Source organism: Sphingomonas sp. TZW2008 (assembly GCF_002117915.1).
Taxonomy (GTDB): Bacteria; Pseudomonadota; Alphaproteobacteria; order Sphingomonadales; family Sphingomonadaceae; genus Sphingomonas.
Window position 1 is genome coordinate 210,527 of sequence record NZ_BDJB01000005.1, and the last position, 23,258, is coordinate 233,784.

A 23,258-nucleotide genomic window follows, 5' to 3' on the forward strand; every position below is an offset into this window, starting at 1 on the left:
CGCCGGGCGCGTGTCACCCGAAGACGCGCTTTGCGCCCGCGCGCGTCTCCAGCTAACCCCCCGAACCTTCACATCAGCCGGGACGAGTGAATGCGGATATGGGTGGCGGTGATCGGGGCGGGGCTGGCGATCTGGGCGAGCGGCGCGGTGGCTGAGCCGGGGACCAACCGCTCGGCCGGGGCAGCGGCGGGGCTGACGCTGGAACGCGTGTTTGCGAGCCCGGACCTGAACGGCGATCAGCCGCAGGCGCTGCGCCTGTCGCCCGACGGCACGCTGCTGACGTCGGTGCGGCCGCGCGCCGACGAGCGCAACCGCTTCGACCTTTGGGCGACCGACACGCGCACCGGCGCGTCGCGGATGCTGGTCGATTCACGCAAGATCGGCAGCGGGGCGGAGCTCTCCGAAGCGGAGAAGATGCAGCGCGAGCGCGACCGTTCGAAGACCGGCAAGGTCGGCATCCTCGACTACGACTGGTCACCCGATGGCCGGACGATCCTGGTCCCGATCGACGGCGAATTGTTCGTCGCGACGCTCGACGGTGCGGTACGCAAGCTCGAGGGGACGAAGGGCGCGCTCAACCCGGTGATCAGCCCGCGCGGCGGGCACGTGAGCTTCGTGCGCGACCAGAATCTGTGGGTGCGTGGCGCCGATGGCGGCGAAGCGCGCGCGATCACCACCGGCGGCGGTGGCACGGTCCATTTCGGCGAAGCGGAGTTCGTCGCGCAGGAGGAGATGGGACGGCGCACGGGCTATTGGTGGTCGCCCGACGATCGCCTGATCGCCGTCGAACGCTTTGACGAGGCGCCGGTGCAGGTGTTCACCCGCGCGTCGATCGGCGCGGCGGGGACGAGCATCTATCAGCAGCGCTATCCGGCGGCCGGCGCGGCGAACGTGCTGGTCGATCTGTTCGTTTCCAAGCCCGACGGCAGCGGGCAGGTGAAGGTCGATTTGGGGCCGGACCGCGACATCTATCTGGCGCGCGTCGATTGGCTGCCCGACGGGTCGGCGCTGCTCGTCCAGCGCCAGTCGCGCGACCAGCGGACGCTCGACATGCTGCGCGTCGATCCGGCGACCGGCAAGGCGACGGTGATGTTCACCGAGCGGGCAGGCGAGAAGAGCTGGGTGAACCTCACCGACGCGTATCGCGCGCTGCGCGACGGCAGCTTCATCTGGCGCTCCGAACGCGATGGCTTCGGGCATCTCTACCGCTGGAAGGCAGGGAGTTGGGCTCAGCTGACGAAGGGTGACTGGTCGGTCGAGCAATTGGTCGCGGTCGACGAGCAGGCGGGCCGGCTGTTCTTCACCGGCAATCGCGACGGCGTGCTTGAGCGTCACCTCTACGTGCTCGACCTTGATAGGCCGGAAACGATCACGCGGCTGACCGAGTCCGGCTGGTGGCTCGCCGGCGCGACCGCCGATGCCACGGGCACGCGCTTCATCCTCTCGCGCTCGAACCCAAATCAGCCCAAACAGACCTATCTGGCCGATGCGAGCGGCAAACGAGTGTCGTGGATCAACGAGAACTCGCTTACCGGTGCGCATCCCTACGCCCCCTATGTTGCGGCGCATCGGCCGACGCAGTTCGGAACGATCAAGGCCAAGGACGGCACGACGCTGCAGTGGCAGATGATCACGCCGGTGATGGAGAAGGGGCGCCGCTACCCCGTTTTCTTCCAGCATTATGGCGGGCCGCATAGTCAGGACGTGGCACGCGACTGGCCGGGCACGATGCCGCTGCGCCAGTATCTGGTGCAGCAGGGCTGGATCTTCTTTCAGATCGATAATCGCGGTTCGGCCAACCGCGGCAAGGCGTTCGAGGACGCGATCTGGCACGCGATGGGTTCGGTCGAGGTCAACGATCAGCTGGCGGGCGCGGCGTATCTGAAGACGCTGCCGTTCGTCGATGCGAGCCGGCTCGCGACCTATGGCTGGTCGTACGGCGGCTATATGACGCTGAAGATGCTGGAGGCGCATCCCGGCGTCTTCGCGGCGGGCATCTCGGGTGCGCCGGTGACCGATTGGGCACTGTACGACACGCATTATACCGAACGCTATATGGGCGATCCGACGCGCGACGCAGCGGCCTATGCCGCGTCGAGCGCGCTGCCCGATGCGGCCAAGGTCAGCGATCCGCTGCTGCTGATGCACGGCATGGCGGACGACAACGTGTTCCTCGACAACAGCACTGCGTTCGCGGCGCGGATGCAGGCGGCGAACCGGCCCTTCGAGATGATGCTCTATCCCGGCAAGGCGCACGGCGCGGCGCGTGACATCCATCCGTGGACGACGATGCTCGACTTCCTCGATCGCCACGTGAAGGCGAAGGGCACGAAGTAAAGCTTGTTGGCACCGCCGCCGCGGCGGCGGTAAGGCCGCGCACGATCTGAGTGAAGGACGGGTTCGATGGGTTACCGGGTGGTGGTCGCAGGGGCGACGGGCAATGTCGGGCGCGAGATGGTCAACATCCTCGCCGATCGCGAATTTCCGGCGGACGAAATCGCGCTGCTCGCCTCGTCGCGCTCGGTCGGCGAGCAGGTCGAATATGGCGACAGCGGCAAGATGCTCAAAGTGCAGAACATCGAGCATTTCGATCCCGCCGGCTGGGACATCGCGCTGTTCGCGATCGGCAGCGAGGCGACCAAGGTCTATGCGCCCAGGTTCGCCGCCGCGGGCTGCACCGTGATCGACAATTCGTCGCTCTACCGGATGGATCCGGACGTGCCGCTGATCGTACCCGAGGTGAATCCGGAAGCGATCGACGGCTACCGCGCGCGCAATATCATCGCCAATCCCAATTGCTCGACCGCGCAGATGGTCGTCGCGTTGAAGCCGCTGCACGATGCGGCAAAGATCACGCGCGTCGTCGTCTCGACCTATCAGTCGGTGTCGGGCGCGGGCAAGCAGGGGATGGACGAGCTGTTCGAGCAGAGCCGTAACATCTTCGTCGGCGACCCGGCCGAGCCCAAGAAGTTCACCAAGCAGATCGCGTTCAACGTGATCCCGCACATCGACAGCTTCCTCGAGGACGGATCGACCAAGGAAGAGTGGAAGATGGTGGTCGAGACGAAGAAGATCCTCGATCCGAAGATCAAGGTGACCGCGACGTGCGTGCGCGTGCCGGTGTTCGTCGGCCATTCCGAAGCGATCAACATCGAGTTCGAGAACGAGCTGTCGGCGGAGGACGCGCAGAAGATCCTGCGCGAGGCGCCGGGTATCATGCTGGTCGATAAGCGCGAGGACGGCGGGTACGTGACGCCGATCGAGTGCGTCGGCGAATATGCCACCTATGTCAGCCGCGTGCGCGACGATTCCACCGTCGACAACGGCATCGCTCTGTGGTGCGTCAGCGACAATCTGCGCAAGGGCGCGGCACTCAACGCGGTGCAGATCGCCGAGCTGCTGGGGCGGCGGCATCTGCAGAAGGGCGACTGAGGCCCGCAGGGGGCGATAGGGCGGGGGTACGGTGCCGCTTCGGCGGCGGCATCGCGCTACTCGCTGTGGACGACTTCGACCTTGCCCTTGGGCTTCTGGAGCAGGAGCACCAATGGGACGGCAGCGAACGAGATCCAGCTCATCAGGTAGAAATCGTCGAGATAGGCGATCATTGCCGCCTGCTTGTTGACCATACCATCGGCGAACGAGACTGCCGCGTCGGCGAGTGAGCCGAACCGGTCGAGCTGACCGAGGTCGAGGCCTGCGACGACGTTGCGCGTCACGTGCTGCGACAGATCGGCGTGGCTCGTCTGGATATTGCGCGCGAGCAGCACGGTAACCATCGAGATACCGGCGGATTGGCCGATCGAACGGAACAGGTTGAGCAGGCTCGCGCCGTCGGTGCGGTACTTGCCGTCGAGCGTCGCGAAGGCGAGCGCGTTGAGCGGCATGAAGACGAGCCCCATGCCAAGGCCTTGGACGAAGCCCGCCGTGACGACCGGCCAGTAATCCATCTCGAGCGAGTAGCTCGCCATCTGCCGCAGCGAGATCGCAAAAATGACGAGGCCGGTCATGATGACGAGCCGCGTGTCGACCTTGCCCATCAGCTGCCCGGCAAGCCACATGGTGAACAGCACACCGACGCCGCGTGGCGCCATCATCATCCCGGTGTCGACCACCGGATAGCCGAACAGGTTCTGCAGCATCGGCGGTAGCAGCGCCATCGGCGCCATCGTCGAGATGCCGACGACGAGCATGAAGAACAGCCCGGTGACGAGATTGCGGTTGTGAAACAGCGCGCGATCGAACAGCGGCCGTGGCGCAGTGGCGAAATGAACGATCGCCATCCAGGTGAAAGCAAGCGCGAGCAGCGCCTCGACGATCACCTCCCAACTGTCGAACCAGTCCTCGCTCTGGCCGCGGTCGAGCATCAGCTGGAACGCCGCGACCGCGACGCCGAGATAGACGAAGCCGGCGAAATCGAACGATCGGCGCGCCTTGGGCCGGCTCGGCAGCAGGAACCACAGGATCGCGAAGGTGAGGATGCCGACCGGCACGTTGACGTAGAACACCCAGCGCCAATTGTAGCTCTCGGTCAGCCAGCCCCCGAGCACCGGGCCCATGATGGGTCCGACCATGACGCCCATGCCCCACACGCCCATCGCCTTCGCTGCGCGCTCGGGCGGGTTGATATCCAGCATCGAGGTTTGCGAGAGCGGGTTGATGAATGCGGCAAACACGCCTTGGAAGACGCGGAAGACCACCATTTCTTCGAGGCTGGTAGCGATGCCGCAGAGCATCGAAGCGATGATGAAGCCACCCACCGCGACGAGGAACAGATTGCGGCTGCCGAACCGGTCGGACAGCCAGCCCGTCGCGGGCAGCGCGATCGCCGTCGCGACGATGTAGCTCGTCAGCACCCAGGTGACGGTGTCGACCGTCGCGCTAAGGCTGGTCTGCATGTGCGGCAGCGCGACGTTGGCGATCGTGGTGTCGAGGATCTGCATGATCATCGCACCCATGATGCCGATCGTCAGCAGCCCGCGGTTTTTCGTCGCGAGCAGTGGCTGCCCCAGCGCGGGGGCGGCTGGCGTCGCCGCGCGCGGCGTGGTGGAGGACGCGGCGGCGCTCGCCATGTCAGCGGGCTCCGGTGTCGATCTTAACGTCGGTCGACAGGCCGGCGATCAGCGGCCGCGCGGGCTTGCCCTCGATCGCGATCCGGACCGGCACGCGCTGCGTCACCTTGACCCAATTGCCGTTGGCATTCTGTGCCGGCAGGACCGAGAATTCGCTTCCCGTGCCCGCTCCGATCGACTGGACGCGCCCGCGCACCGTCATGCCGGGATAGGCGTCGAGGGTGAGCTCGGCAGGCTGGCCGACGCGCATGTGATCGAGATCGGTCTCCTTGAAGTTCGCCTCTACCCACGCCGCGTCGCTGACGACGAGGCTGAGCGCCGGAACGCCCGAGGGCGTGATGTTGCCGATCTGCAGCCGGCTGGTCTGGCTGACGACGCCGTCCTTGGGCGCGCGGACGGTGGTGCGCGCGAGATCGAACGCCGCCTTCTCACGCTTCGCCAGCGCGACCTGGATCGCGGCGGGCTGGCCCGAGCCACCGCCCGAGCCGAGCTGCTGCCGCGCGCGGGCGGCGGATGCCTCGGCGGTTGCGATCTTCGCCCGTGCCGCCGCGACATCCTGCACCGCGGCGTCGAAGCTGGCGCGCGTCGTGAAGCCGCGCTTCATTAGCGCGTCCTGCCGCGCATAGGTCGCCTGCGCGAGCGTCAGTTCGGCGCGCGCGCTCTGGATGTCGGCGGCGGCGCTGCCCGTGTCGGTCGCCATCGTCGCGACCTGGACCCGCGCGGTGGCGAGATCGGCGTCGGCCTGCGCGAGCGCGATGCGATAGGGCTCGGGATCGATGCGGAACAGGACGTCGCCAGCCTTCACCCGCTGGTTCTCGCGCACGTTCACCGCGACGATCCGTCCCGACACGTCGGGGCTGACTGAGACCATGTCCTGCTGCACATAGGCGTTGTCGGTCGAGATGTAGCGACCGGAGGTAAGGTAGAAGTAGCCGCCGAGCGCCGCGATCAGGATCGGTACCACGAACATCAGCGCGAGCCGCAGCCAGCGCCGGCGCGGCGGCGATGCCGCAGCGGCGACGGGATCGAGCGTCATCGGCTTGTCTGCGACGAACTCGCGGGTGGGATCGGCATCAGCCATTGGCAGCCTCCATCGCGTCGACCGGATCGATCAGGTTTTCGCGAATTTGGTTGAGCATCGCCGTCATCTCGTCGACCTTGGCAATCGGGATGCCACGCAGCGTCTGCTTCATCAGGTCGCTCGCCGTGGCGTGCAGTTCCTCGATCACGGGATGCGCCTTCTCGGTGAGGAACAGCTGCCAGGCGCGACGATCGCGCGGGTCGCGGCGGCGCTCGACGAGCCCAGCGTCCTCCATCCGGTCGATCAGGCGGCAAAGCGTGATCGGCTCCACCTCGAGCAGATCGGCGAGCCCGCCCTGATTGATCCCCTCATGCCGGCTGATGCCGAGCAGCGCCTTCCACTGCGCACGTGTTGCGCCATGCTGGCGCGCGCGCTCGTCGAAGCGGCGGCGTAGCAGACGCGCTGTATCACTAAGCAGGAAACCGAAGGTATCTGTCATGCGCCGACATATAATAAGCAGGCTTATCGAGGGAAAGAGGTTTGACGTTGTGGCGTGACCGTCGCAGCGTGGCGCGCGACAACAGCAGGGCAAGCGGAGAGCGGCGATGGTGGCGATGACAGGGGGGTGCCAGTGCGGCCGCGTGCGCTACACAGCCGACGTCACCGACGACGACGCGTATCTGTGCCATTGCCGGATGTGTCAGCGTGCGACCGGCGGCGTTTCGATCGCGTTCAAGAGCGTCCCCGCCGCGGCACTGCGTTGGGAAAGCGAACCCGACTGGTACCAATCGTCACCGATCGCCCGCCGCCCGTTCTGCGCGCGATGCGGCACGCCGCTGGGCTTCGCGTTCCTGGCCGACGCCGAGAACGTCGACATCACCGTCGGCAGCTTCGACGATCCCTCGCGCCTCCGCCCGACGCACCATTATGCCGCCGAAAGCATGCACGAGGCATGGATCGACACACGAGACTTGCCACGGACGCGTAGCGACGAGAATGTGGCCGTCAACGAGCGCTGGATCGAGGCCTGTGGCAGAATACCCGATTGAAAAGCATGTGTTCGCAAGCTTCGACGGTGTCGAGCTAGCCTGGCAGGAGATGGGGGCGGGGCGCCCCGTGATCCTCATCCACGGCTATTTCTCCGACGCGGACACGAACTGGATCCGCTACGGCCATGCGGCGGCCGTGGCGGCGAAGGGCTGCCGCGTCATCATGCCCGACCTGCGCGGGCACGGCGCGAGCGCCAAGCCGCACGATCCGGCGAGCTATCCGCCCGATGCGCTGGCGCGCGACGGCCATGCGCTCGTCGCGCATCTCGGGCTCCAGGATTATGATCTTGGCGGCTACTCGCTCGGCGCGCGCACGACGGCGCGGATGCTGGCGACGGGGGCAACGCCGCGCCGCATCGTCTTCTCGGGTATGGGGCTCGAGGGATTGACGATGGCGGAACGCCGCGCGGGGCATTTCCGCCATATCCTTACCAACCTCGGCAAGCACGAGCGCGGCAGCCCTGCCTGGCTGGCGGAAGCTTTCCTCAAGACGACTGGCGGCGATCCGGTGGCGCTGCTCGGCGTGATCGACACGTTCGTATCGACGCTGCCCGACGTCGTCGCCGGGTTCGATCGGCCGGCGATCGTGGTCAACGGTGTCGATGACGACGACAATGGTTCCGCCGCGGCGCTGGCGGCGCATCTGCCCGACGCCACGCTGGTCGAGGTGCCGGGTAACCATATGAGCGCGGTGGTGAAGCCCGAACTGGGGCAGGCGATCGCGACGTTCCTCGCGGGTTGACCGCTGATCACGGCGGTTCCAGTGTGTCGGCATAACGACACACCGAGGTTCTTCATGAAGCGTCACATCGTATCGGTCGCCGCACTCGCGGCGGCGCTCGCCGCGCATTCGGCGATGGCCCAAGGGCAGGAGCAGGCGCAGCCGGCGACCGCATCGCGGACGTCCGCGCCCGTCACGGCGGCGCAGGCCGACGCCTTCGTCGCTGCGGCGGAAAAGGAACTCGCCGACACCAGCGTCGAGCTCGCGCAGATCAGCTGGGTCAACGCGACCTATATCACCGACGATACCGACGCGCTTGCCGCCAAGGCCGGCGGCCGCTTCACCGAGCGGCAGGTCGCGCTGGCGACCGAGGCGGCGAAGTATCGCTCGGTGCCCGGGCTGTCGGCGGATACCGAACGAAAGCTGATGATCCTCGCGAGCGGCATCACGCTGCCCGCGCCGAACCGGCCGGGAGCGGCGGAGGAGCTGTCGACGCTGACGACGCGGATGTCCTCCGCCTATGGCAAGGGGCGCGGGACGCTCGACGGCAAGCCGATCAACGGCTCCGACATCGAAGCGGCGATGGGTGACAGCCGCGATCCGGCCAAGCTGAAGGAGATGTGGGTCAGCTGGCATGACAATGTCGGCGCGCCGATGCGCGGCGATTATGCCCGCATGACCAAGCTCGCCAACGAAGGCGCGGTTGGGCTGGGCTACCAGGACACCGGCGCGCTGTGGCGCGCGGGTTACGACATGAAGCCCGACGATTTCGCCGCACTGACCGACAAGCTGTGGGGCGAGGTGGAGCCGCTCTACAAGGCGCTGCACACCTATGTGCGCGCCAAGCTCAACGAGAAGTACGGCGATGCGGTGCAACCCAAGACGGGGCCGATCCGCGCCGATCTGCTGGGCAACATGTGGGCGCAGGAATGGGGCAACATCTACGATGTCGTCGCTCCGGCCGGCGCCGGCGATCTCGGCTACGACATCGGCGATCTGCTGAAGGCGAAGCAGTACGATCCGATCAAAATGGTGAAGACGGGCGAGGGGTTCTATTCGTCGCTCGGCTTCAAGCCGCTGCCCGAGACCTTCTGGCAGCGATCGCAGATCGTGAAACCCGCCGACCGCGAAGTGATCTGTCACGCCAGCGCGTGGGACGTCGACAATGTCGACGACATCCGCATCAAGATGTGTACCAAGGTGAATGCCGACGACTTCGTGACGACCCACCACGAACTCGGCCACAATTACTATCAGCGTGCCTACAATCAGCAGCCGTTCCTCTACAAGAACGGCGCGAACGATGGCTTCCATGAAGCAATCGGCGATTTCGTCGCGCTGTCGATCACGCCGGACTATCTGGTGAAGATCAACCTGCTCGATCCCGCCAAGGTGCCCGCGGCGGACAAGGATATCGGGCTGCTGCTGCGTCAGGCGATGGACAAGGTGGCGTTCCTGCCGTTCGGCCTGCTGGTCGACAAGTGGCGCTGGCAGGTGTTCTCGGGCGCGATCGCCGAGGGGCAGATGCAGGCGGGCTGGGACAAGCTGCGGCTGCAGTACCAGGGTATCGTGCCGCCCGTGGCGCGCGACGAGACCAAGTTCGATCCCGGCGCCAAATATCACGTGCCGGCATCGACACCGTACACGCGCTACTTCCTCGCGCGGCTTCTGCAATTCCAGTTCTACGAGGCGGCGTGCCGGCAGGCGGGCTGGAAGGGGCCGCTTCACCGCTGCTCGTTCTACGGCAACAAAGCGGTGGGTGCGAAGCTCGACGCGATGCTGAAGATGGGCCAGTCAAAGCCGTGGCCCGACGCATTGCAGGCATTTACCGGCTCGCGCGAGATGTCGGGCAAGTCGATGGTCGCCTATTTCGCGCCGCTCAAGACGTGGCTTGATCAGCAGAACAAGGGCAAGCCGAGCGGCTGGTGATTGCTGGACCAAAAAGCGTATAGGGGCGCCGAGACAAGGTGGGCGCCCCCGCGGGAATGACTGCGCGGCATCACGCGCGACGGTTTATTCCGGGATCGTATTCTCGTCGGCGATGCCGGCGTTGAACGACTTGGTCGCATCGGTGCCGTCGGGCGTGTGCGCATGATCAGCAGTGTTGTCGACCGGCTTGGCCTTTCCGCCATCCTTGCCCGCAGCCGTTGATCGCGGCGTCGATCCACGTAGCGACAGGAGCGCCGCTGTCGCCGCTGCGCCTACAGCGGCCAGGCCACCGGCGATCGCGGCCTTGTTCTTCCAGCCGGCGCTCTTCTCGGGCGTGGCCGCGGCTTTCGGGCGCGTGGGGCGCTTGGGGGCCGGGGTTGCGCGCTTGCTCGACCGCGGCTTCGGGGGCGCGACGGCAGTTTTCTTGGTCGTCGATGCCGTATCGGACGCGGCGGCTGCGGCAGGCTTGCGGCGCGGCTTCGGCGCGCTGGCCGTGGGCGTGCCGGCGGACGACGCCGTCGCTGGCTTGGCCGGGCTCGTCTTGCGCGGCGCGCGGCGGGCACGCGGCTTGGGCGTGTCGGCGGGCGGTGTATCTTCGGTATCGGCCATCACTTGCTCCCCTTTTCGAGCTTCGTCGGCGGGGTAACGCAACGGCACGGCGAAACGTTTCCTGCGGTGCGTGCGTGGGAACCATCCGCGCCCGCACCGCAAGGCCCGATCAGCGGAACGGCGGCTCGTTGAACGCGCGCAGCTTGCGGCTGTGCAGCTTGGCGCCCTCGCGCCGCAACTCCTCGCACGCCTGGATGCCGATCCGCATATGTTCGGAGATCGCGCGCTCATAAAAGCGGTTCGCCTGGCCGGGCAGCTTGAGTTCACCGTGGAGCGGCTTGTCCGATACGCACAGCAGCGTGCCGTAGGGGACGCGGAAGCGGAATCCCTGCGCCGCGATCGTCGCCGATTCCATGTCGATCCCAACCGCGCGGCTCAGCGAGAAGCGCAGCGCCGAGCGGCTATAGCGCAATTCCCAGTTGCGATCGTCGGTGGTGACGATCGTGCCGGTGCGCAGCCGGCGCTTGAGTTCATCGCCCGACTGGCCGCTCACCGCCTCCGCCGCGCGCGCCAGCGCCTGCTGGACCTCGGCAATCGCGGGCACGGGGATTTCGGGCGGCAGCATGTCGTCGAGCACGTGATCGTCGCGCAGATAGGCGTGCGCGAGAACATAGTCGCCGATCCGCTGCGACGGGCGCAGTCCACCACAATGCCCGATCATCATCCACGCATCGGGGCGCGTGACCGCGAGGTGATCGGTGATCGTCTTCGCGTTCGACGGGCCGACGCCGATGTTGACCAGCGTAATCCCGGTGCGATCGGGCGCCATCAGGTGATAGGCCGGCATCTGCAAGCGGCGCCACGCGGTATCATCGAGGATCGCGGGATCGTCGCCCGGCTGGAACAGCACGCCGCCCGGGCCCGACAGCGCTGTGAATCGGCTGCCCTCGTTGACCTGCGCCGCCGCCCAGCGGACGAACTCGTCGACGTAGCGGTGATAGTTGGTGAACAGGACGTAGCGCTGGACATGCTCGGGCGGCGTGCCGGTATAGTGGCGCAGCCGTGCGAGGCTGAAATCGGTGCGCAGCCCGTCAAATAGCGCGAGCGGGCGTGTGCCGTCGATCGAGGCCCAAAGCCCGTCGGCGATCTCGTCGCCGATATGCGCGAGCTCGGTCGCCGGGAAGTAGCGGGCAAGCTGCGCCGCCGATACTTCGTCGAGGCTGAGCGCATGGCCGGCGTCAAGCACGTAGGGGAAGGGGATCTCGGTCGCGCTCGGCGCGGCGGTGACGGTGACGTCGTAATCCTCGATCAGCAGTTCGAGCTGTTCGATCAGGTAATCGGCGAACAGTCCCGGCTTGGTGACCGAGATGCGATATTCGCCCTGCGTCACCAGCCGGCCGAACGAGCGAAGCGGGGTCGGCCGATCGTCGCCGCCGCGGAAGCTGAGCCGGATTTCCGGGTAAACGAACGAGCCGTCGCGCCGCATCTCGGCTGGCGGTGGGGTGCCGGTGGAGAGGTAGGTGTCCAGCGCGGCCTGGAGGCGCGACACGGCGCCGGTATACAGCCGATCGAGTTCGGCAACGATGTCCTGTGCAGTCATCGCGGATGGTTAGGTCGCGTCGATGACGCTGGCAAGACGCCGCTTCGCGCGCGACGGCGAAGCGGCGTCCGACATTTCCGGAGCGTTACTGTGCCGACTTAGGCTTGCTGCCGGGGCCGTCGTCGGCCGAACCGCCGAGCTTTGTCGCGGCATAGGCAGCACCGCCAACCGCGGCCGTAACGCCGGCGACGATCCCGGCGGCGGCATAGGGATGGTCCTTTGCCGCCTCGACCGTCGATGACGCTGCGGCGGCGACCTTCTCGCCGGCGCTGCTTGCCGCCTCGCGTGCACGCTCGGTCAACGATGCGGCGTCGTTCGCGCCACCGGTTTTCTGCGCGTTGGTCATGACTAAACTCCTTGCGTTACCGTCACGACCAACGCGCTCTTTCGTCAGAGGTTGCCGAGCAGGTGGTCGGCGGAGCTGACCTTGAACTCGCCGGGTGCCTCGACGTTGAGCTGCTCGACGACGCCATCGTTGACGATCATCGAGTAGCGCTGGCTGCGCTTGCCCATGCCGAACTTCGACCCGTCCATCGTCAGCCCGAGCTGCTCGGCGAAATCGCCGTTACCGTCCGCCAGCATGGTAATGTCGCCCGCGTTGCTCGACTTCGACCAGGCGCCGAGCACGAACGGATCGTTGACCGAGGTGCAGGCAATCTCGTCGATACCCTTCGCCTTCAGGTCCGCGCCCTTCTCGACGAACCCGGGAAGATGCTTGGCCGAGCAGGTGGGGGTAAACGCGCCCGGCACCGCAAACAGCGCGACACGGCGGCCGGCGAAATACTCTTCCGAGTCGATCGCTTCCGGACCGTTCTCGGTTGCCTTGACCAGGGTTGCCTTGGGCAGCTTGTCGCCGACGTTGATCGTCATATCGAAATCTCCTGAAGCACGCGAAGGTGCGGCGCGGGGTACCTCGCAAGGCCGGCGGGCGTTTTCAAGCGTGGCGACCGTGCGCAGGGCAACCTAGATGGAGGCAATGGAGACCGCGACCTTTCTTACCGGCCAGTTCCTTCTCGCGATGCCCGGCATCGGGGACCCGCGTTTCGCCCAGGCGGTGATCGCTATGTGCGCGCACGACGAGCAGGGGGCGCTCGGCATCGGCATCGGCGCGGAGATCGCCGGGCTTGGGCTGCACGACGTGCTGAAGCAGGTCGATATCACGCCGGGCGACGTGCCGAATGCGCCGATCCACTTCGGCGGCCCGGTCGAGACGCGGCGCGGCTTCGTACTGCACAGTCGCGATTGGGCCGGGCAGGACACGATCGACGTCGCCGGCAAATGGTCGCTGTCGGGTACGCTCGACGTGCTGCGTGCGATTGCGGACCGCAAGGGGCCGGCGCGCTGGCTGGTTGCTCTCGGCTATGCCGGCTGGGGCGCCGGACAGCTCGACGCCGAGATGACGCGGCATGGCTGGCTCAACGTCGACGACGACGAAGGCATGCTGTTCGACAGTGCGGCCGATGGCCGGTGGACGCGCGGCTTCGCCTGCGCCGGCATCGACCCGCGGCTACTGGGATCGGAAAGCGGACACGCCTGAGCGTCTAGCGTACTTCCCGAAAGCCGGTTTTCTCTCGCGCGCGCCGTATGATGATCGCTCTTGCGCGCTTGTCTTCGAAGTGACACACTCCCGTCATAAAACTGAAACCTCGACGTCACGAGGTTGTCATGTGGGAGATGTGGCATGCGCAAAATGGCACTGGCGGTGGCGATCGTTTCGGCAGCGGTCGCAGCACCGGCGATGGCAGCGGATCGGGCAGCGTATCAGGCGATCGCGGCCGGCGATTACGCGACGGCCGAGCAGGCGCTTACGACCGAGCGGCGCATTTTCCCGCGTCGGCCCGAACTGATGATCAACCTGGCGGCGGTTTATGCGCGTACTGGTCGCTCGACTGAGGCGGCGTCGCTGTATCGGGCCGCGCTCACCGCCGAGGACGTGGAGATGGCGATGCCCGATGGCGCGGTTGCTTCGTCACGCGCGGTCGCGCAGCGCGGGCTTGATCGTCTCGGCGGCGTGGCGCTGGCCGGGCGCTAACCCAGGATCGAGGGCGCGCGGCTTCTGCCGCCGCACAACCCGGGCGTCACAAGCGCGGCAACGTGACGCCGCGCTGGCCCATGTATTTGCCCGCGCGGTCAGCGTAGCTGGTCTCGCACGGCTCGTTCCCCTGAAGGAACAGGAACTGGCACGCGCCCTCATTGGCGTAGATCTTGGCCGGTAGCGGCGTGGTGTTCGAAAATTCGAGTGTCACATGGCCTTCCCAGCCCGGCTCCAAGGGGGTGACGTTCACGATGATGCCGCAGCGTGCATAGGTCGATTTGCCGAGGCAGATGACCAGCACGTCGCGCGGCACACGAAAATATTCCACGGTGCGCGCTAGCGCGAAGCTATTGGGCGGGATGATGCACACGTCGGTCTTGCGATCGACGAAGCTGTTGGCCGCGAAATCCTTGGGGTCGACCGTCGCCGAATCAACGTTGGTGAAGATCTTGAATTCGTCGGCGACGCGCGCGTCATAGCCGTAGGAGCTGAGCCCGTAGCTGATGCATCCGTCGCGCCGCTGCGCCTCCACGAACGGCTCGATCATGCCGTTGGCGAGCGCTTGCGCGCGGATCCAGCGATCGGATTGGACGGACATGATGGGCGGCTCCCTTTCGCCGCTCCTCTTCGCGATCCGTCGGTCGCTTGGCAAGCAGTGCCGTCAGCCGACCGCGCTGCGTCGGGGGAGCGCGATCGTCGCGGCGAGGCCGCCGCCTTCACGGTTGGCCAGCGTCACGTCGCCGCCGGCATCGTGCACGATCGCCCGTGCGAGCGCGAGCCCCAAGCCGATTCCACCGGTGTCGCGGTTGCGCGACGCTTCCAGCCGGGTGAACGGATCGAACACCGCTGCCAGCTTGTCAGGCGGAATGCCGGGGCCGCGATCGGCGATGCAGACGAGGACACGCGCACCCTCGTCCGCCACCGATACCTCGACAGCACCGGCGTATTTGACCGCATTCTCGATCAGGTTGCGCACGGCCCGCCGGAACAGCGTGGGCCGCAATCGCATGCGAAGCCGCGGCGCCTCGTCGAACGAAACGGCGGCGCCGAGATCGCGAAAGTCGTCGACCACGGCGTCCACCAGCGCGGCGAGATCAACCTCCGTCACCGCCTCGCTCGGCCGGCCGAGTCGCGCCAGCGAGAGGATATCGTCGAGCGTGCGGCTCATCTCCGCAATCGTATCGGCCATGCGCGCGCGATCGTCCTCGTCGTCGACCGATTCGATCCTGACGCGCAGCGCGGCGAGCGGGGTGCGCAGATCGTGCCCGATCGCGCCGAGCATGCGATCCTTTTCGTCGAGCATCGCGGTCATCCGCTGCGTCAGCGCGTTGAACGCGACGATCAGGTCGCGAACGTCGCCCGGCCCCTCGACGGCGAGCGGCGGCGGCGTCGTGCGCGGCGTGAACTCGCGCGCGGCGGTGGCGAGAGCGCGCATCGGGCGCGCGATGCGGCGTGCGATCCACAGGACCGGCACGAGGATCAGCGCGTAGATGATCAGCGTCTGCCCGAGCAGCACCCAGAACAAGCGCCCTTCTCCGCGTGGCCAGGGCGCGTTGGTGACAATCCAGCCGTCGGCGCGTTCGACCGCGATCATCAGCGTATCGCCGTTGCCATGCGACGGCCGGGGCGACGGGGCCGAGGACGATCCTCGAGCGGGCGGACGCCGGTATCGATCCGGCGCGCGCTGACGCCAAGCTCGGCGAGCTGGCGCCGGAGTTCGGCGGCGACCTCGGGATGACGCTCGAGCGAAGCGGGGATCGGGTTGGCGGCGCGACGGCGTACCCGCCCGCGATCGGGCGCGAGCGGGCGATCGCCGGCGCGCTCGATCGCGTCGGCGATCCTGATGGCGGCGGGCCGCGTCGCCTGCGCCAGCCGGAAATCGGCGCGGTCGCGCAGCACCAGCGCGAGGTTGATCGCCTGCGCGACGAATAGCGCGAGCGCGAGCAGAAGTGCGAGCTGCCCCGACAGGTTGCGGGGAAAGGGCAGCCTCACAACCGCGTGACTTCGGACGCCAGCGTGTAGCCGCCGCCCCATACCGTCTTGATGAGCTGCGGGTTCTTGACGTCGGGCTCGATCTTCTTGCGCAGCCGGCTGACCTGATTGTCGATCGCGCGATCGAACGCCGCCGCCTCGCGCCCCTGCGTCAGATCGAGCAGCTGATCGCGGGTGAGCACCTGCCGCGGGCGCGTGACGAGCGCGTGGAGCAGATTATATTCGCCCGTCGACAGCGGTACCGCCACGCCCTCGCGATCGACCAGCGTGCGCTCGCCGCTCTTCAGGACCCAGCCGGCAAAGGCGTAGGCGCCGCCCTCCGGCGCATGCTGGCGGGTGCCTCCGGCCTGGACGCGCCGCAGCACGACCTTGATCCGCGCCGCGAGCTCGCGCGGCGAGAAGGGCTTCACGACGTAATCGTCGGCGCCCATCTCCAGCCCGACGATGCGATCGGTCTCCTCCGTTCGCGCCGTCAGGAGGATCACGGGCACCTCGCTCGTTTCGCGGATGTGGCGGCACAGACTAAGCCCGTCCTCGCCCGGCATCATGATGTCGAGCACGACAAGGTCTATGGCATAGGCGCCGAGCCGCGTCCGAGCCGCCGCGGCATCGCCGACCTGCGTGACGCGAAAGCCCTGTTTGGTGAGATATTGTGCTAGCGGCTCACGGATCGAACGCTCGTCGTCGACGAGCAGCAGATGGGGCACATCGGTCATGGGATCGATGTCTAGCATGTCGCTTTCCCGCAGGAAGCGCCGGACGGCGCGGATGGCCGCCCGGTGCGATATGGCTCCTCAGAGCCCGGTATCGGCCGCTGCCGGATTCGCGCCGCGCCGTTGCTTCATGCGGTCGGTAACCGCGCCACGTTCGGCCTGATCGATGCGCCCGTCGCGGTTGGTGTCGATCCGGTCGAACATCGTCTGCGTCGCTGCTACCGCCTCTGCCTTGGTGATGACGCCGTCGCGGTTGGCATCCGCCATCATCAGCATGTGGCCACCGCCGCCGCGCATTCCGGGTCCGCCGCGCCGGCCGCCCTCGGCCATGCGCTTGCCGCCGCGGCCGCGAAGCCCGGCGCGCTCGCTCTGCTCGATCTTGCCGTCCTTGTTAACGTCGGCGCGATCGAAGCGTGCGACCATGCGCTGGCGCAGCTGCTCGCGCGTCATGTCGCCGCCGCGCATGTTCGGCCGCTCGCTGGCGGAGACGGTGCCGTCGCGGTTCTTGTCGAGTGCCGCGAAGCGGGCATCGGCCGCCTGCAGCACCTCCGCGCGCGTGATAACGCCGTCCTTGTCGAGATCGAGCGCCGCGCTGCCGCGCTGGGCGCGATCCGACGTGGCGGGCTGAGGTTGCGGCTGCGCGGCGGCGATGCCGGCGAGCGTGGTGCCGGCGAGCGCCGCAGCGAGCAAGAAGCGGTTCATGGACAGATCCTTCCGTGGTGGCGGGTTGATCCCCACCGTCACGTCCGCTTTTCTACGCCCGATGTCACGATATTGTGCCGTCCCGGCAGCAAAGTGTCGCAAATTGTCTTCGGATCGTTCCGGCTAGGCGAAGACCGCGACGGACTGCATCTGTTCCGCGACCATCTCGCCGCGGCTGTTCCAGATCCCCATCAGCTGCGACGAGCTGCCGGCGCGCGCGTAATCGGCGTTCGATCGCAACAGCCACCAACCGTCCTCCGTGGACGGCGTTGGGCCTAGGACGTTGAGGATCCAGGTGAGCGAGCTCATCGGCACGTTGCGGCCGATCAGGCGCAGCGCCGCGGGGGGCAGGCAATCGCCCACCGCCATCAGCTCGACGATTGGATCGAGCCCCTCGCGCTCGTTGAGCCGCGTCCAGCGCAGCCATTCGGCGGGCTGCAGATCGGGCCCGTCGCGGCGATCGAGGAATTCGAAGTTCTGCGTGAAGGCGACGTGCGGGTTGCCCTTGAACGTCTGCTCGCCGGGCTGCGGCTGCGCGAAATTAGGCACCGTCGTCACTGCATAATCCAGCTCGCTCTCGATCGCGCGCATGAACACGAAGGTGCAGCGCAGCCCGAGCCCCGCCTCGCTCTCGATATCGGCCTGGATGAAGGCGGCGTTCTTGCCGCGGCGCAGGCGGTGCGCGGTGACGAGGATCGGTCCGGCGAGCGGGCCGATGAAGCTGACCTGCGCCGAACGCAGCGGGGGCAGATCGGTGTCCGACTGCATCGCGCAGTGCAGCGCGATCGCGGCGGAGAGGCCGCCATAGCCGGTTCGACCCTGCAGCCACCCATCCGGGATGGTGCCGCGCCATCCTGGGCCGTCGCCGAGCGGCTCGAGCCCGTCGAGGATTTCCTTCAGGCTGGTCATGCAAATTCCCCCGCGGCGATGCGATCGCGCAATTCGCGCTTCAATACCTTGCCGATTGCGCTGCGCGGCAGTTCATCGGCGACGTAGAGCTTCGACAGGCGCTGCGTCTTGCCGAGCTTCGCGTTGACCGCGCTGCGTACCTCCTCCGCCGTTTCAGACGCGCCGGTGCGCGGGACGTAGAAGCCGACCGGCGTCTCGCCCCATTCCTCGCTCGGCACGCCAACGACGGTGCAGTCGGCGACGGCGGGGTGCTGCGCGAGCACGGCTTCGAGATCGGACGGGTAGATGTTGAATCCGCCCGAGATAATCATGTCCTTCTTGCGATCCATCAGGATCAGAAAGCCGTCCTCGTCGATCCGGCCGACGTCGCCGTGGCGAATGTAGCGATTGCCCTCGGCATCGTAATATTCGGCGTCGCGCGTGGCGGCCTCACGCCCGTGATAGCCCGTCATCATTGTTGGTGAGCGACCGACGATCTCGCCCATCTCGCCCGGCGCGACCTCCTGGCCGTCCTCGTCGATCAGGATCGCCTGGTGCCCGGGCGACAGCTTGCCGACGGTGTGGAGCTTATCGGGGAATTCGTCCGCGACGAGGATGAACGACGCGCCGCCCTCGGTCATGCCGTAATATTCGACGAGCTTGCCCGGCCAACGATCGAGGATGTCGCGCTTCAGCGTTGCCTTGAACGGCGCCGATGTGCACGTCTTGAAACGGAACGCAGACAGGTCGAAGCTGTCGAAGTCGGGCAGCGCCATGATGCGCTGATACTGCACCGGCACGAGCATGGTGTGCGTCGCGCGATATCGCTCGGCCAGCGAAAGATAGGTGCGCGCGTCGAACTTCTTCATCAGCACCACGGTGCCGCCCCAGGCCAGCGTCGGCAGGAAGCTGACGAGCGTGGTGTTTGAATACAGGGGCGTCGCGAGCAGCGTGACCGCGGTATCGAAGCCCGCGCCGGTGTTGCGCGACAGATGCTGCCAGCGCATCGCGTGGCTCTGCACGATCCCCTTCGGAATGCCGGTGGTGCCCGACGAATAGATGATGTTGAAGCCGTGCTCGGGCGCGATTTCAGCCGGCGCCGGCTCCGCGCCGGCAGCGGCGAGCCAGTCGTCGAGCGCCTCGAGCATCACGACGCGCGCGGCAAGCTGCTCGCCCTCGAGCGCTGCGGCGTTGGCGGCGTCGAGGAAGACGAGGTTCGCGCCACTGTCGCCGATCATCCCGGCGATCTGATCGGGCGTGGCCGACGGCTGGATCGGTGCGGCGATCGATCCGGTGCGTAATGCAGCGAGGAAGATCACCGACTGCGCGACGCTGGGGTAGCTCACCATCGCGACCGCCTGCTGCGGCTGTGTGCCGTCGCGCTGTAGCGCCGCGGCGGCGCGATCCATCAGGGCGTCGAGTTCCCGGTAGGTGACTTGCGCGTCGCCATCGGCGATCGCGATCTTGTCCGGCTGGACGGCGGCGTGGTGGCGGATCAGATCGGGCAGGGTGCCGAACGGTTCCGCCAGCAACTCGTCAATGCGCTTCATGAACCATGTCGCTAGCCGCCCGGTCCGGCAAATGCCATACGCGACCTTCGAGATTTAAGGAGCGTCAAAATGGACGGAGGGGTTGCGATCGTCACCGGCGGCGGGACGGGGATCGGTGCAGCGGTGGTGCGGCGGCTGGCGGCGCGCGGCGTGCGATCGGTGATCAACTACGCGCACAGCCGTGACGAGGCCGAGGCGCTGGCGGCGGAGGTCGGCAACGGATCGATCGCAGTGCGCGCGGACATCGCGGACGACACGGCATGCCGTGCGCTGGTCACCGCGGCGATCGACGCCTTTGGGCGGCTCGACTTCCTCGTCAACAATGCCGGCCGCACCAAGCATGTGGCGCACGAGGATCTTGACGGGCTCGAGGCGGACGACTTCCTCGACATCTATCGCCTGAACACCGTCGCCGCGTTCCAGATGGTACGCGCGGCGGCGCCGGCGATGCGCGCGGGGCCGATGAGCGCGGTCGTCAACGTCGCGTCGATCGCCGGGCTGCATGGGGTGGGCTCGTCGATTGCCTATGCCGCGTCGAAGGGCGCGCTGATCACGATGACGCAGAGCCTGGCGCGCGTGCTGTCGCCTGCGATCCGCGTCAACGCCGTCGCGCCGGGCTATGTCGGCACCGGCTGGTTCGAAAAAGCGCTTGGGGCGGAGGGCAAGCTGAAGCTCGACGCGACGATCGCCAAGCGGACGCCGATGGCGATGGCGCCGCAGGCGGAGGATATCGCCGGGCCGATCGAAATGCTGCTCGATCCCGCGGCGCGCGCGATCACCGGCGAGACGTGGCGCGTCGACGCCGGCTTCCACCTCGATACCGGGGGCAGCCGGCGGCCGGGACGCGAAGGCTAGCGGCGGTCGGTCGACAGGCGGGTGTGCGCCGTCACGCAAGCTGTCCGCGGCGCAGGACGACGCCGAACAGGAAGATTGAAAAGGTGACGACGCATAGCGCCGCGGCGAGCGAGAAGGCGCCGCCGCCGAACGACCGCTCTGCACCGAAGGCGAGCGCCTGCGTCATCGCCAATGGGCCGACGATCGCCGCAACGCTCGCAAGGCTCGCCATCCCACCCTGCAGCGCGCCTTGGTTCGATGCGTCGACGCGCGCGGACAGGATCGCATTGATCGACGGGAAGACGAGCCCGGTAAGCGCACCGGCCGCGATCAGTGCATAGATCTGCCACCCCTCGCGCGCGACCGCATAGCCGGCGAAGACGATCGCGCCGGCGGCAAGCCCGATCAGCACGGTGCGCTCCTCGCCGAAGCGCCGGATCGCGCGCCCGGTGAGGAAGATCTGCGCGAGCATCATCGACACGCCCGACGCGGCGAGCGACCAGCCGATCGCCCGCGCGTCCCACCCGAGCGCGATCTCGGCGAAGAACGACCAGGTCGAAGGGTAGACCATGTGCGCGATCTGCCACACCACCGCGCCGGCGAGTAGCGCTTTGGCACCGCCGGCGCGGAGCAGCGGGGCGAACGCGCCGATCGCATTGGCGCGTCGCCACTCGAACGCGCGACGGTTCGCCGGCGCCAGCGTTTCGGGCATGAAGGCGAGGATGACGAGTGCGTTGACGAAGGCGAGCGCGGCGGCCGCGACGAACGGCGCGCGCGCGCCGAAGTCGACGAGTAGCCCGCCGATCGCGGGGCCGATGATGAAGCCGCCGCCGAAAGCCGCGCCGAGCAGCCCGAAGGCCTGGCCGCGTCGTTCGGGTGGTGTGACGTCGGCGATCACCGCGTTCGCCGGACCGTAGGTCGCGCCCGCGACCCCCGCGATCGCACGGCCGAGGAACAGCCAGGCGAGCGTGGGAGCCACCGCCATCAGCGCATAGTCAATGCCGAAGCAGGTGAGGCTGATTAGAAGGACGCGGCGCCGACCGTACCGGTCCGACAGACTGCCGATCACGGGGCCGGCGAAGAAATGCGTCACGGCATAGACCGCCAGCATGTAGCCGCCGATCCGCGACGCTTCCGCGAGCCCGACGTTGCCCAGCTCGACGATCAGCGAGGGCAGGACGGGCAGGACGATCCCGAACCCGACCGAATCGATCAGCATCGCGATAAGTGCGATCGGTACGGCGCGGTGATCAAATCGCATCGGCTAATCTCCCCCTGGCATCAGCCTAGCCGATCGCCGCGATGTTGTCGCTTTGCTTCGCGTCCGGAATGTGCGATGGCGCGGCCATACCCGATCTTCAGAATCGGTTTCGGAGAAGCACCAGATGGCAACTGCCGCCGAACTCGACCGCCCGACCGACACCCTGGACACCTTCCGCCAGGAAGCGCGTGCGTGGCTTGAAGCCAATTTCCCGCAGAGCCTGCGCGGCAAGGACAATGCGATGTCCGCCGTTGATGGCCCGACCGACGAGACCGCCGAGCAGAAGCAGTGGCGCGAGGCGATGGGCGCCAAGGGCTGGGGCGTGCCGACCTGGCCGAAGGAATATGGCGGCGGCGGACTGAACCGCGCCGAGGCGCGCGTGCTGGGCGAGGAGATGATGCGCATCGGCGCCTGGAACCCGATCGGCGGCATGGGCGTGATGATGTTCGGCCCGACGCTGCTCGAATACGGCAACGAGGCGCAGAAGCAGCAGCATATCCCCGGCATCGTGCGCGGCGAAGTGCGTTGGTGCCAGGGCTATTCCGAACCAGGCGCCGGATCGGACCTCGCCTCGCTGCAGACCTTTGCTGAGGACAAAGGCGACCATTATGTCGTCAACGGTCAGAAGACCTGGACGAGCGGCGGACAGTGGGCGGACAAGTGCTTCGCACTCGTGCGCACCGACAAGACGCAGAAGCACGCGGGCATCAGCTTCCTGCTGATCGACATGGACGCCGAGGGCGTCGAGACGCGGCCGATCAAGCTGATCTCGGGCGCATCGCCGTTCTGCGAGACGTTCTTCACCAACGTGAAGGTGCCCAAGGAGAACCTCGTCGGGCGTGAGGGGCAGGGCTGGGAAATCGGCACGCGCCTTCTGCAGCACGAGCGCAACTCGCTGTCCGGTGGTGGCGGCTCGCAGGGCCGGATGAATCAGGGCGAGCCGATCGTCTCGATCGCCAAGAAGTATCGTGACGTCGATGCGGACGGCAAACTGGCCGACAGCGATCTGCGCACGCGCATCATCAAGCACGAGATGGATCAGCGCGCCTTCGCGTTGACGCTACGCCGTGCAGCGCTCGAGGCGAAGGGCAATGCAGGCCCGTCCGCGGCGACCAGCGTGATGAAGAACGTCGGCGCGCGCATCACGCAGGATCGTGCCGAATTGGCGATCGAGATCATGGGGATGCAGGGCCTCGGCTGGGAAGGCGAGGGCTTCAGCAACGAGGAACTGGCGCAGACCCGCACGTGGCTGTGGGGCAAGGCGGTGTCGATCTACGGCGGCTCGTCCGAGGTGCAGAACAACGTGATCGCCAAGCGCATCCTGGGCATGCTCGATCACCAGTAA

General features: G+C 67.1%; 24 protein-coding genes. 9 read left to right on the forward strand and 15 right to left on the reverse strand.

Annotated features, from left to right (window positions below; translation table 11 throughout):
• Nucleotides 1–90 precede the first annotated feature (90 nt).
• Both B7L05_RS06955 and B7L05_RS06960 read left to right on the forward strand, forming a co-directional pair.
• Nucleotides 91–2,337, forward strand: coding sequence for a DPP IV N-terminal domain-containing protein (locus B7L05_RS06955; RefSeq protein ID WP_085809562.1), 2,247 nt, complete (start codon nucleotides 91–93; stop codon nucleotides 2,335–2,337).
• Between the two features lie 66 nt (nucleotides 2,338–2,403).
• Entirely contained in the window at nucleotides 2,404–3,432 is a 1,029-nt protein-coding gene (locus B7L05_RS06960; protein WP_085809563.1) for an aspartate-semialdehyde dehydrogenase, read from the forward strand.
• A 56-nt stretch (nucleotides 3,433–3,488) separates the two neighbouring features.
• On the opposite strand, the gene B7L05_RS06965 is transcribed toward B7L05_RS06960, so the two are convergent.
• Genes B7L05_RS06965 through B7L05_RS06975 form a run of 3 tightly spaced genes read right to left on the reverse strand, consistent with a single transcriptional unit; the run spans nucleotide 3,489 to nucleotide 6,589 of the window.
• Nucleotides 3,489–5,069, reverse strand: coding sequence for a DHA2 family efflux MFS transporter permease subunit (locus tag B7L05_RS06965; protein ID WP_085809564.1), 1,581 nt, complete (start codon nucleotides 5,067–5,069; stop codon nucleotides 3,489–3,491).
• 1 nt (nucleotide 5,070) lies between these two features.
• Nucleotides 5,071–6,150 carry an HlyD family secretion protein gene (locus B7L05_RS06970; RefSeq protein ID WP_085809565.1) on the reverse strand — a complete coding sequence of 360 codons (1,080 nt, stop codon included), beginning with the start codon at nucleotides 6,148–6,150 and terminating at the stop codon, nucleotides 5,071–5,073.
• Nucleotides 6,143–6,589 (reverse strand): MarR family winged helix-turn-helix transcriptional regulator, encoded by a 447-nt coding sequence (locus B7L05_RS06975; protein WP_085809566.1) that lies wholly within the window; start codon nucleotides 6,587–6,589, stop codon nucleotides 6,143–6,145. The genes B7L05_RS06970 and B7L05_RS06975 overlap by 8 nt, the downstream gene beginning before the upstream one ends.
• A 106-nt stretch (nucleotides 6,590–6,695) precedes the next feature.
• On the opposite strand from B7L05_RS06975, the gene B7L05_RS06980 reads away from it, so the two are divergent.
• Genes B7L05_RS06980 through B7L05_RS06990 form a run of 3 tightly spaced genes read left to right on the forward strand, consistent with a single transcriptional unit; the run spans nucleotide 6,696 to nucleotide 9,789 of the window.
• On the forward strand, nucleotides 6,696–7,139 hold the full coding sequence (locus B7L05_RS06980) for a GFA family protein (protein WP_256926646.1): 444 nt from the start codon (nucleotides 6,696–6,698) through the stop codon (nucleotides 7,137–7,139).
• A complete protein-coding gene (locus tag B7L05_RS06985; RefSeq protein ID WP_085809568.1) occupies nucleotides 7,120–7,881 on the forward strand; it encodes an alpha/beta fold hydrolase in 762 nt (253 codons plus the stop codon). The genes B7L05_RS06980 and B7L05_RS06985 overlap by 20 nt, the downstream gene beginning before the upstream one ends.
• Nucleotides 7,882–7,935: 54 nt before the next feature.
• Nucleotides 7,936–9,789 carry a M2 family metallopeptidase gene (locus tag B7L05_RS06990; RefSeq protein WP_085809569.1) on the forward strand — a complete coding sequence of 618 codons (1,854 nt, stop codon included), beginning with the start codon at nucleotides 7,936–7,938 and terminating at the stop codon, nucleotides 9,787–9,789.
• Nucleotides 9,790–9,873: 84 nt separating this feature from the next.
• On the opposite strand, the gene B7L05_RS06995 is transcribed toward B7L05_RS06990, so the two are convergent.
• The 4 genes from B7L05_RS06995 to B7L05_RS07010 form a co-directional block, all read right to left on the reverse strand.
• Nucleotides 9,874–10,398, reverse strand: a complete 525-nt coding sequence (locus B7L05_RS06995) for a hypothetical protein (protein ID WP_085809570.1) — start codon at nucleotides 10,396–10,398, stop codon at nucleotides 9,874–9,876.
• A gap of 109 nt (nucleotides 10,399–10,507) precedes the next feature.
• Nucleotides 10,508–11,938 (reverse strand): AMP nucleosidase, encoded by a 1,431-nt coding sequence (locus tag B7L05_RS07000; RefSeq protein WP_085809571.1) that lies wholly within the window; start codon nucleotides 11,936–11,938, stop codon nucleotides 10,508–10,510.
• Between the two features lie 85 nt (nucleotides 11,939–12,023).
• Complete coding sequence (locus B7L05_RS07005) at nucleotides 12,024–12,284, reverse strand: hypothetical protein (RefSeq protein WP_085809572.1); 261 nt, start codon at nucleotides 12,282–12,284, stop codon at nucleotides 12,024–12,026.
• A gap of 44 nt (nucleotides 12,285–12,328) precedes the next feature.
• Nucleotides 12,329–12,808: a peroxiredoxin gene (locus B7L05_RS07010; RefSeq protein ID WP_085809573.1), complete on the reverse strand. Its 480-nt coding sequence runs from the start codon at nucleotides 12,806–12,808 to the stop codon at nucleotides 12,329–12,331.
• A 106-nt stretch (nucleotides 12,809–12,914) separates the two neighbouring features.
• Here B7L05_RS07010 and B7L05_RS07015 point away from each other — a divergent pair, with 106 nt between their 5' ends.
• Together B7L05_RS07015 and B7L05_RS07020 are read left to right on the forward strand one after the other, a co-directional pair.
• Nucleotides 12,915–13,475: a YqgE/AlgH family protein gene (locus tag B7L05_RS07015; protein WP_085809574.1), complete on the forward strand. Its 561-nt coding sequence runs from the start codon at nucleotides 12,915–12,917 to the stop codon at nucleotides 13,473–13,475.
• 144 nt (nucleotides 13,476–13,619) lie between these two features.
• Entirely contained in the window at nucleotides 13,620–13,970 is a 351-nt protein-coding gene (locus B7L05_RS07020) for a tetratricopeptide repeat protein (RefSeq protein WP_085809575.1), read from the forward strand.
• A 46-nt stretch (nucleotides 13,971–14,016) separates the two neighbouring features.
• Here the strand turns inward: B7L05_RS07020 and dcd are convergent, their stop codons facing one another.
• The 7 genes from dcd to B7L05_RS07050 form a co-directional block, all read right to left on the reverse strand.
• Complete coding sequence (gene dcd / locus B7L05_RS07025) at nucleotides 14,017–14,571, reverse strand: dCTP deaminase (RefSeq protein ID WP_085809576.1); 555 nt, start codon at nucleotides 14,569–14,571, stop codon at nucleotides 14,017–14,019.
• A 63-nt stretch (nucleotides 14,572–14,634) separates the two neighbouring features.
• Nucleotides 14,635–15,567, reverse strand: a complete 933-nt coding sequence (locus B7L05_RS07030; protein WP_307718260.1) for a HAMP domain-containing sensor histidine kinase — start codon at nucleotides 15,565–15,567, stop codon at nucleotides 14,635–14,637.
• Nucleotides 15,567–15,965 (reverse strand): hypothetical protein, encoded by a 399-nt coding sequence (locus B7L05_RS17830; protein ID WP_307718261.1) that lies wholly within the window; start codon nucleotides 15,963–15,965, stop codon nucleotides 15,567–15,569. The genes B7L05_RS07030 and B7L05_RS17830 overlap by 1 nt, the downstream gene beginning before the upstream one ends.
• Nucleotides 15,962–16,681 carry a response regulator gene (locus B7L05_RS07035; protein ID WP_085809821.1) on the reverse strand — a complete coding sequence of 240 codons (720 nt, stop codon included), beginning with the start codon at nucleotides 16,679–16,681 and terminating at the stop codon, nucleotides 15,962–15,964. The genes B7L05_RS17830 and B7L05_RS07035 overlap by 4 nt, the downstream gene beginning before the upstream one ends.
• 78 nt (nucleotides 16,682–16,759) lie before the next feature.
• Nucleotides 16,760–17,380 (reverse strand): EF-hand domain-containing protein, encoded by a 621-nt coding sequence (locus B7L05_RS07040; RefSeq protein WP_085809577.1) that lies wholly within the window; start codon nucleotides 17,378–17,380, stop codon nucleotides 16,760–16,762.
• 123 nt (nucleotides 17,381–17,503) lie between these two features.
• Nucleotides 17,504–18,289 (reverse strand): thioesterase family protein, encoded by a 786-nt coding sequence (locus tag B7L05_RS07045; protein ID WP_085809578.1) that lies wholly within the window; start codon nucleotides 18,287–18,289, stop codon nucleotides 17,504–17,506.
• Complete coding sequence (locus B7L05_RS07050; RefSeq protein WP_085809579.1) at nucleotides 18,286–19,818, reverse strand: class I adenylate-forming enzyme family protein; 1,533 nt, start codon at nucleotides 19,816–19,818, stop codon at nucleotides 18,286–18,288. The genes B7L05_RS07045 and B7L05_RS07050 overlap by 4 nt, the downstream gene beginning before the upstream one ends.
• 69 nt (nucleotides 19,819–19,887) lie before the next feature.
• Between B7L05_RS07050 and B7L05_RS07055 the strand changes: the two genes are divergently transcribed.
• Complete coding sequence (locus B7L05_RS07055) at nucleotides 19,888–20,673, forward strand: SDR family NAD(P)-dependent oxidoreductase (RefSeq protein ID WP_085809580.1); 786 nt, start codon at nucleotides 19,888–19,890, stop codon at nucleotides 20,671–20,673.
• 31 nt (nucleotides 20,674–20,704) lie between these two features.
• Here the strand turns inward: B7L05_RS07055 and B7L05_RS07060 are convergent, their stop codons facing one another.
• Nucleotides 20,705–21,913: an MFS transporter gene (locus tag B7L05_RS07060; protein ID WP_085809581.1), complete on the reverse strand. Its 1,209-nt coding sequence runs from the start codon at nucleotides 21,911–21,913 to the stop codon at nucleotides 20,705–20,707.
• A 124-nt stretch (nucleotides 21,914–22,037) separates the two neighbouring features.
• On the opposite strand from B7L05_RS07060, the gene B7L05_RS07065 reads away from it, so the two are divergent.
• Complete coding sequence (locus tag B7L05_RS07065) at nucleotides 22,038–23,258, forward strand: acyl-CoA dehydrogenase family protein (protein ID WP_085809582.1); 1,221 nt, start codon at nucleotides 22,038–22,040, stop codon at nucleotides 23,256–23,258.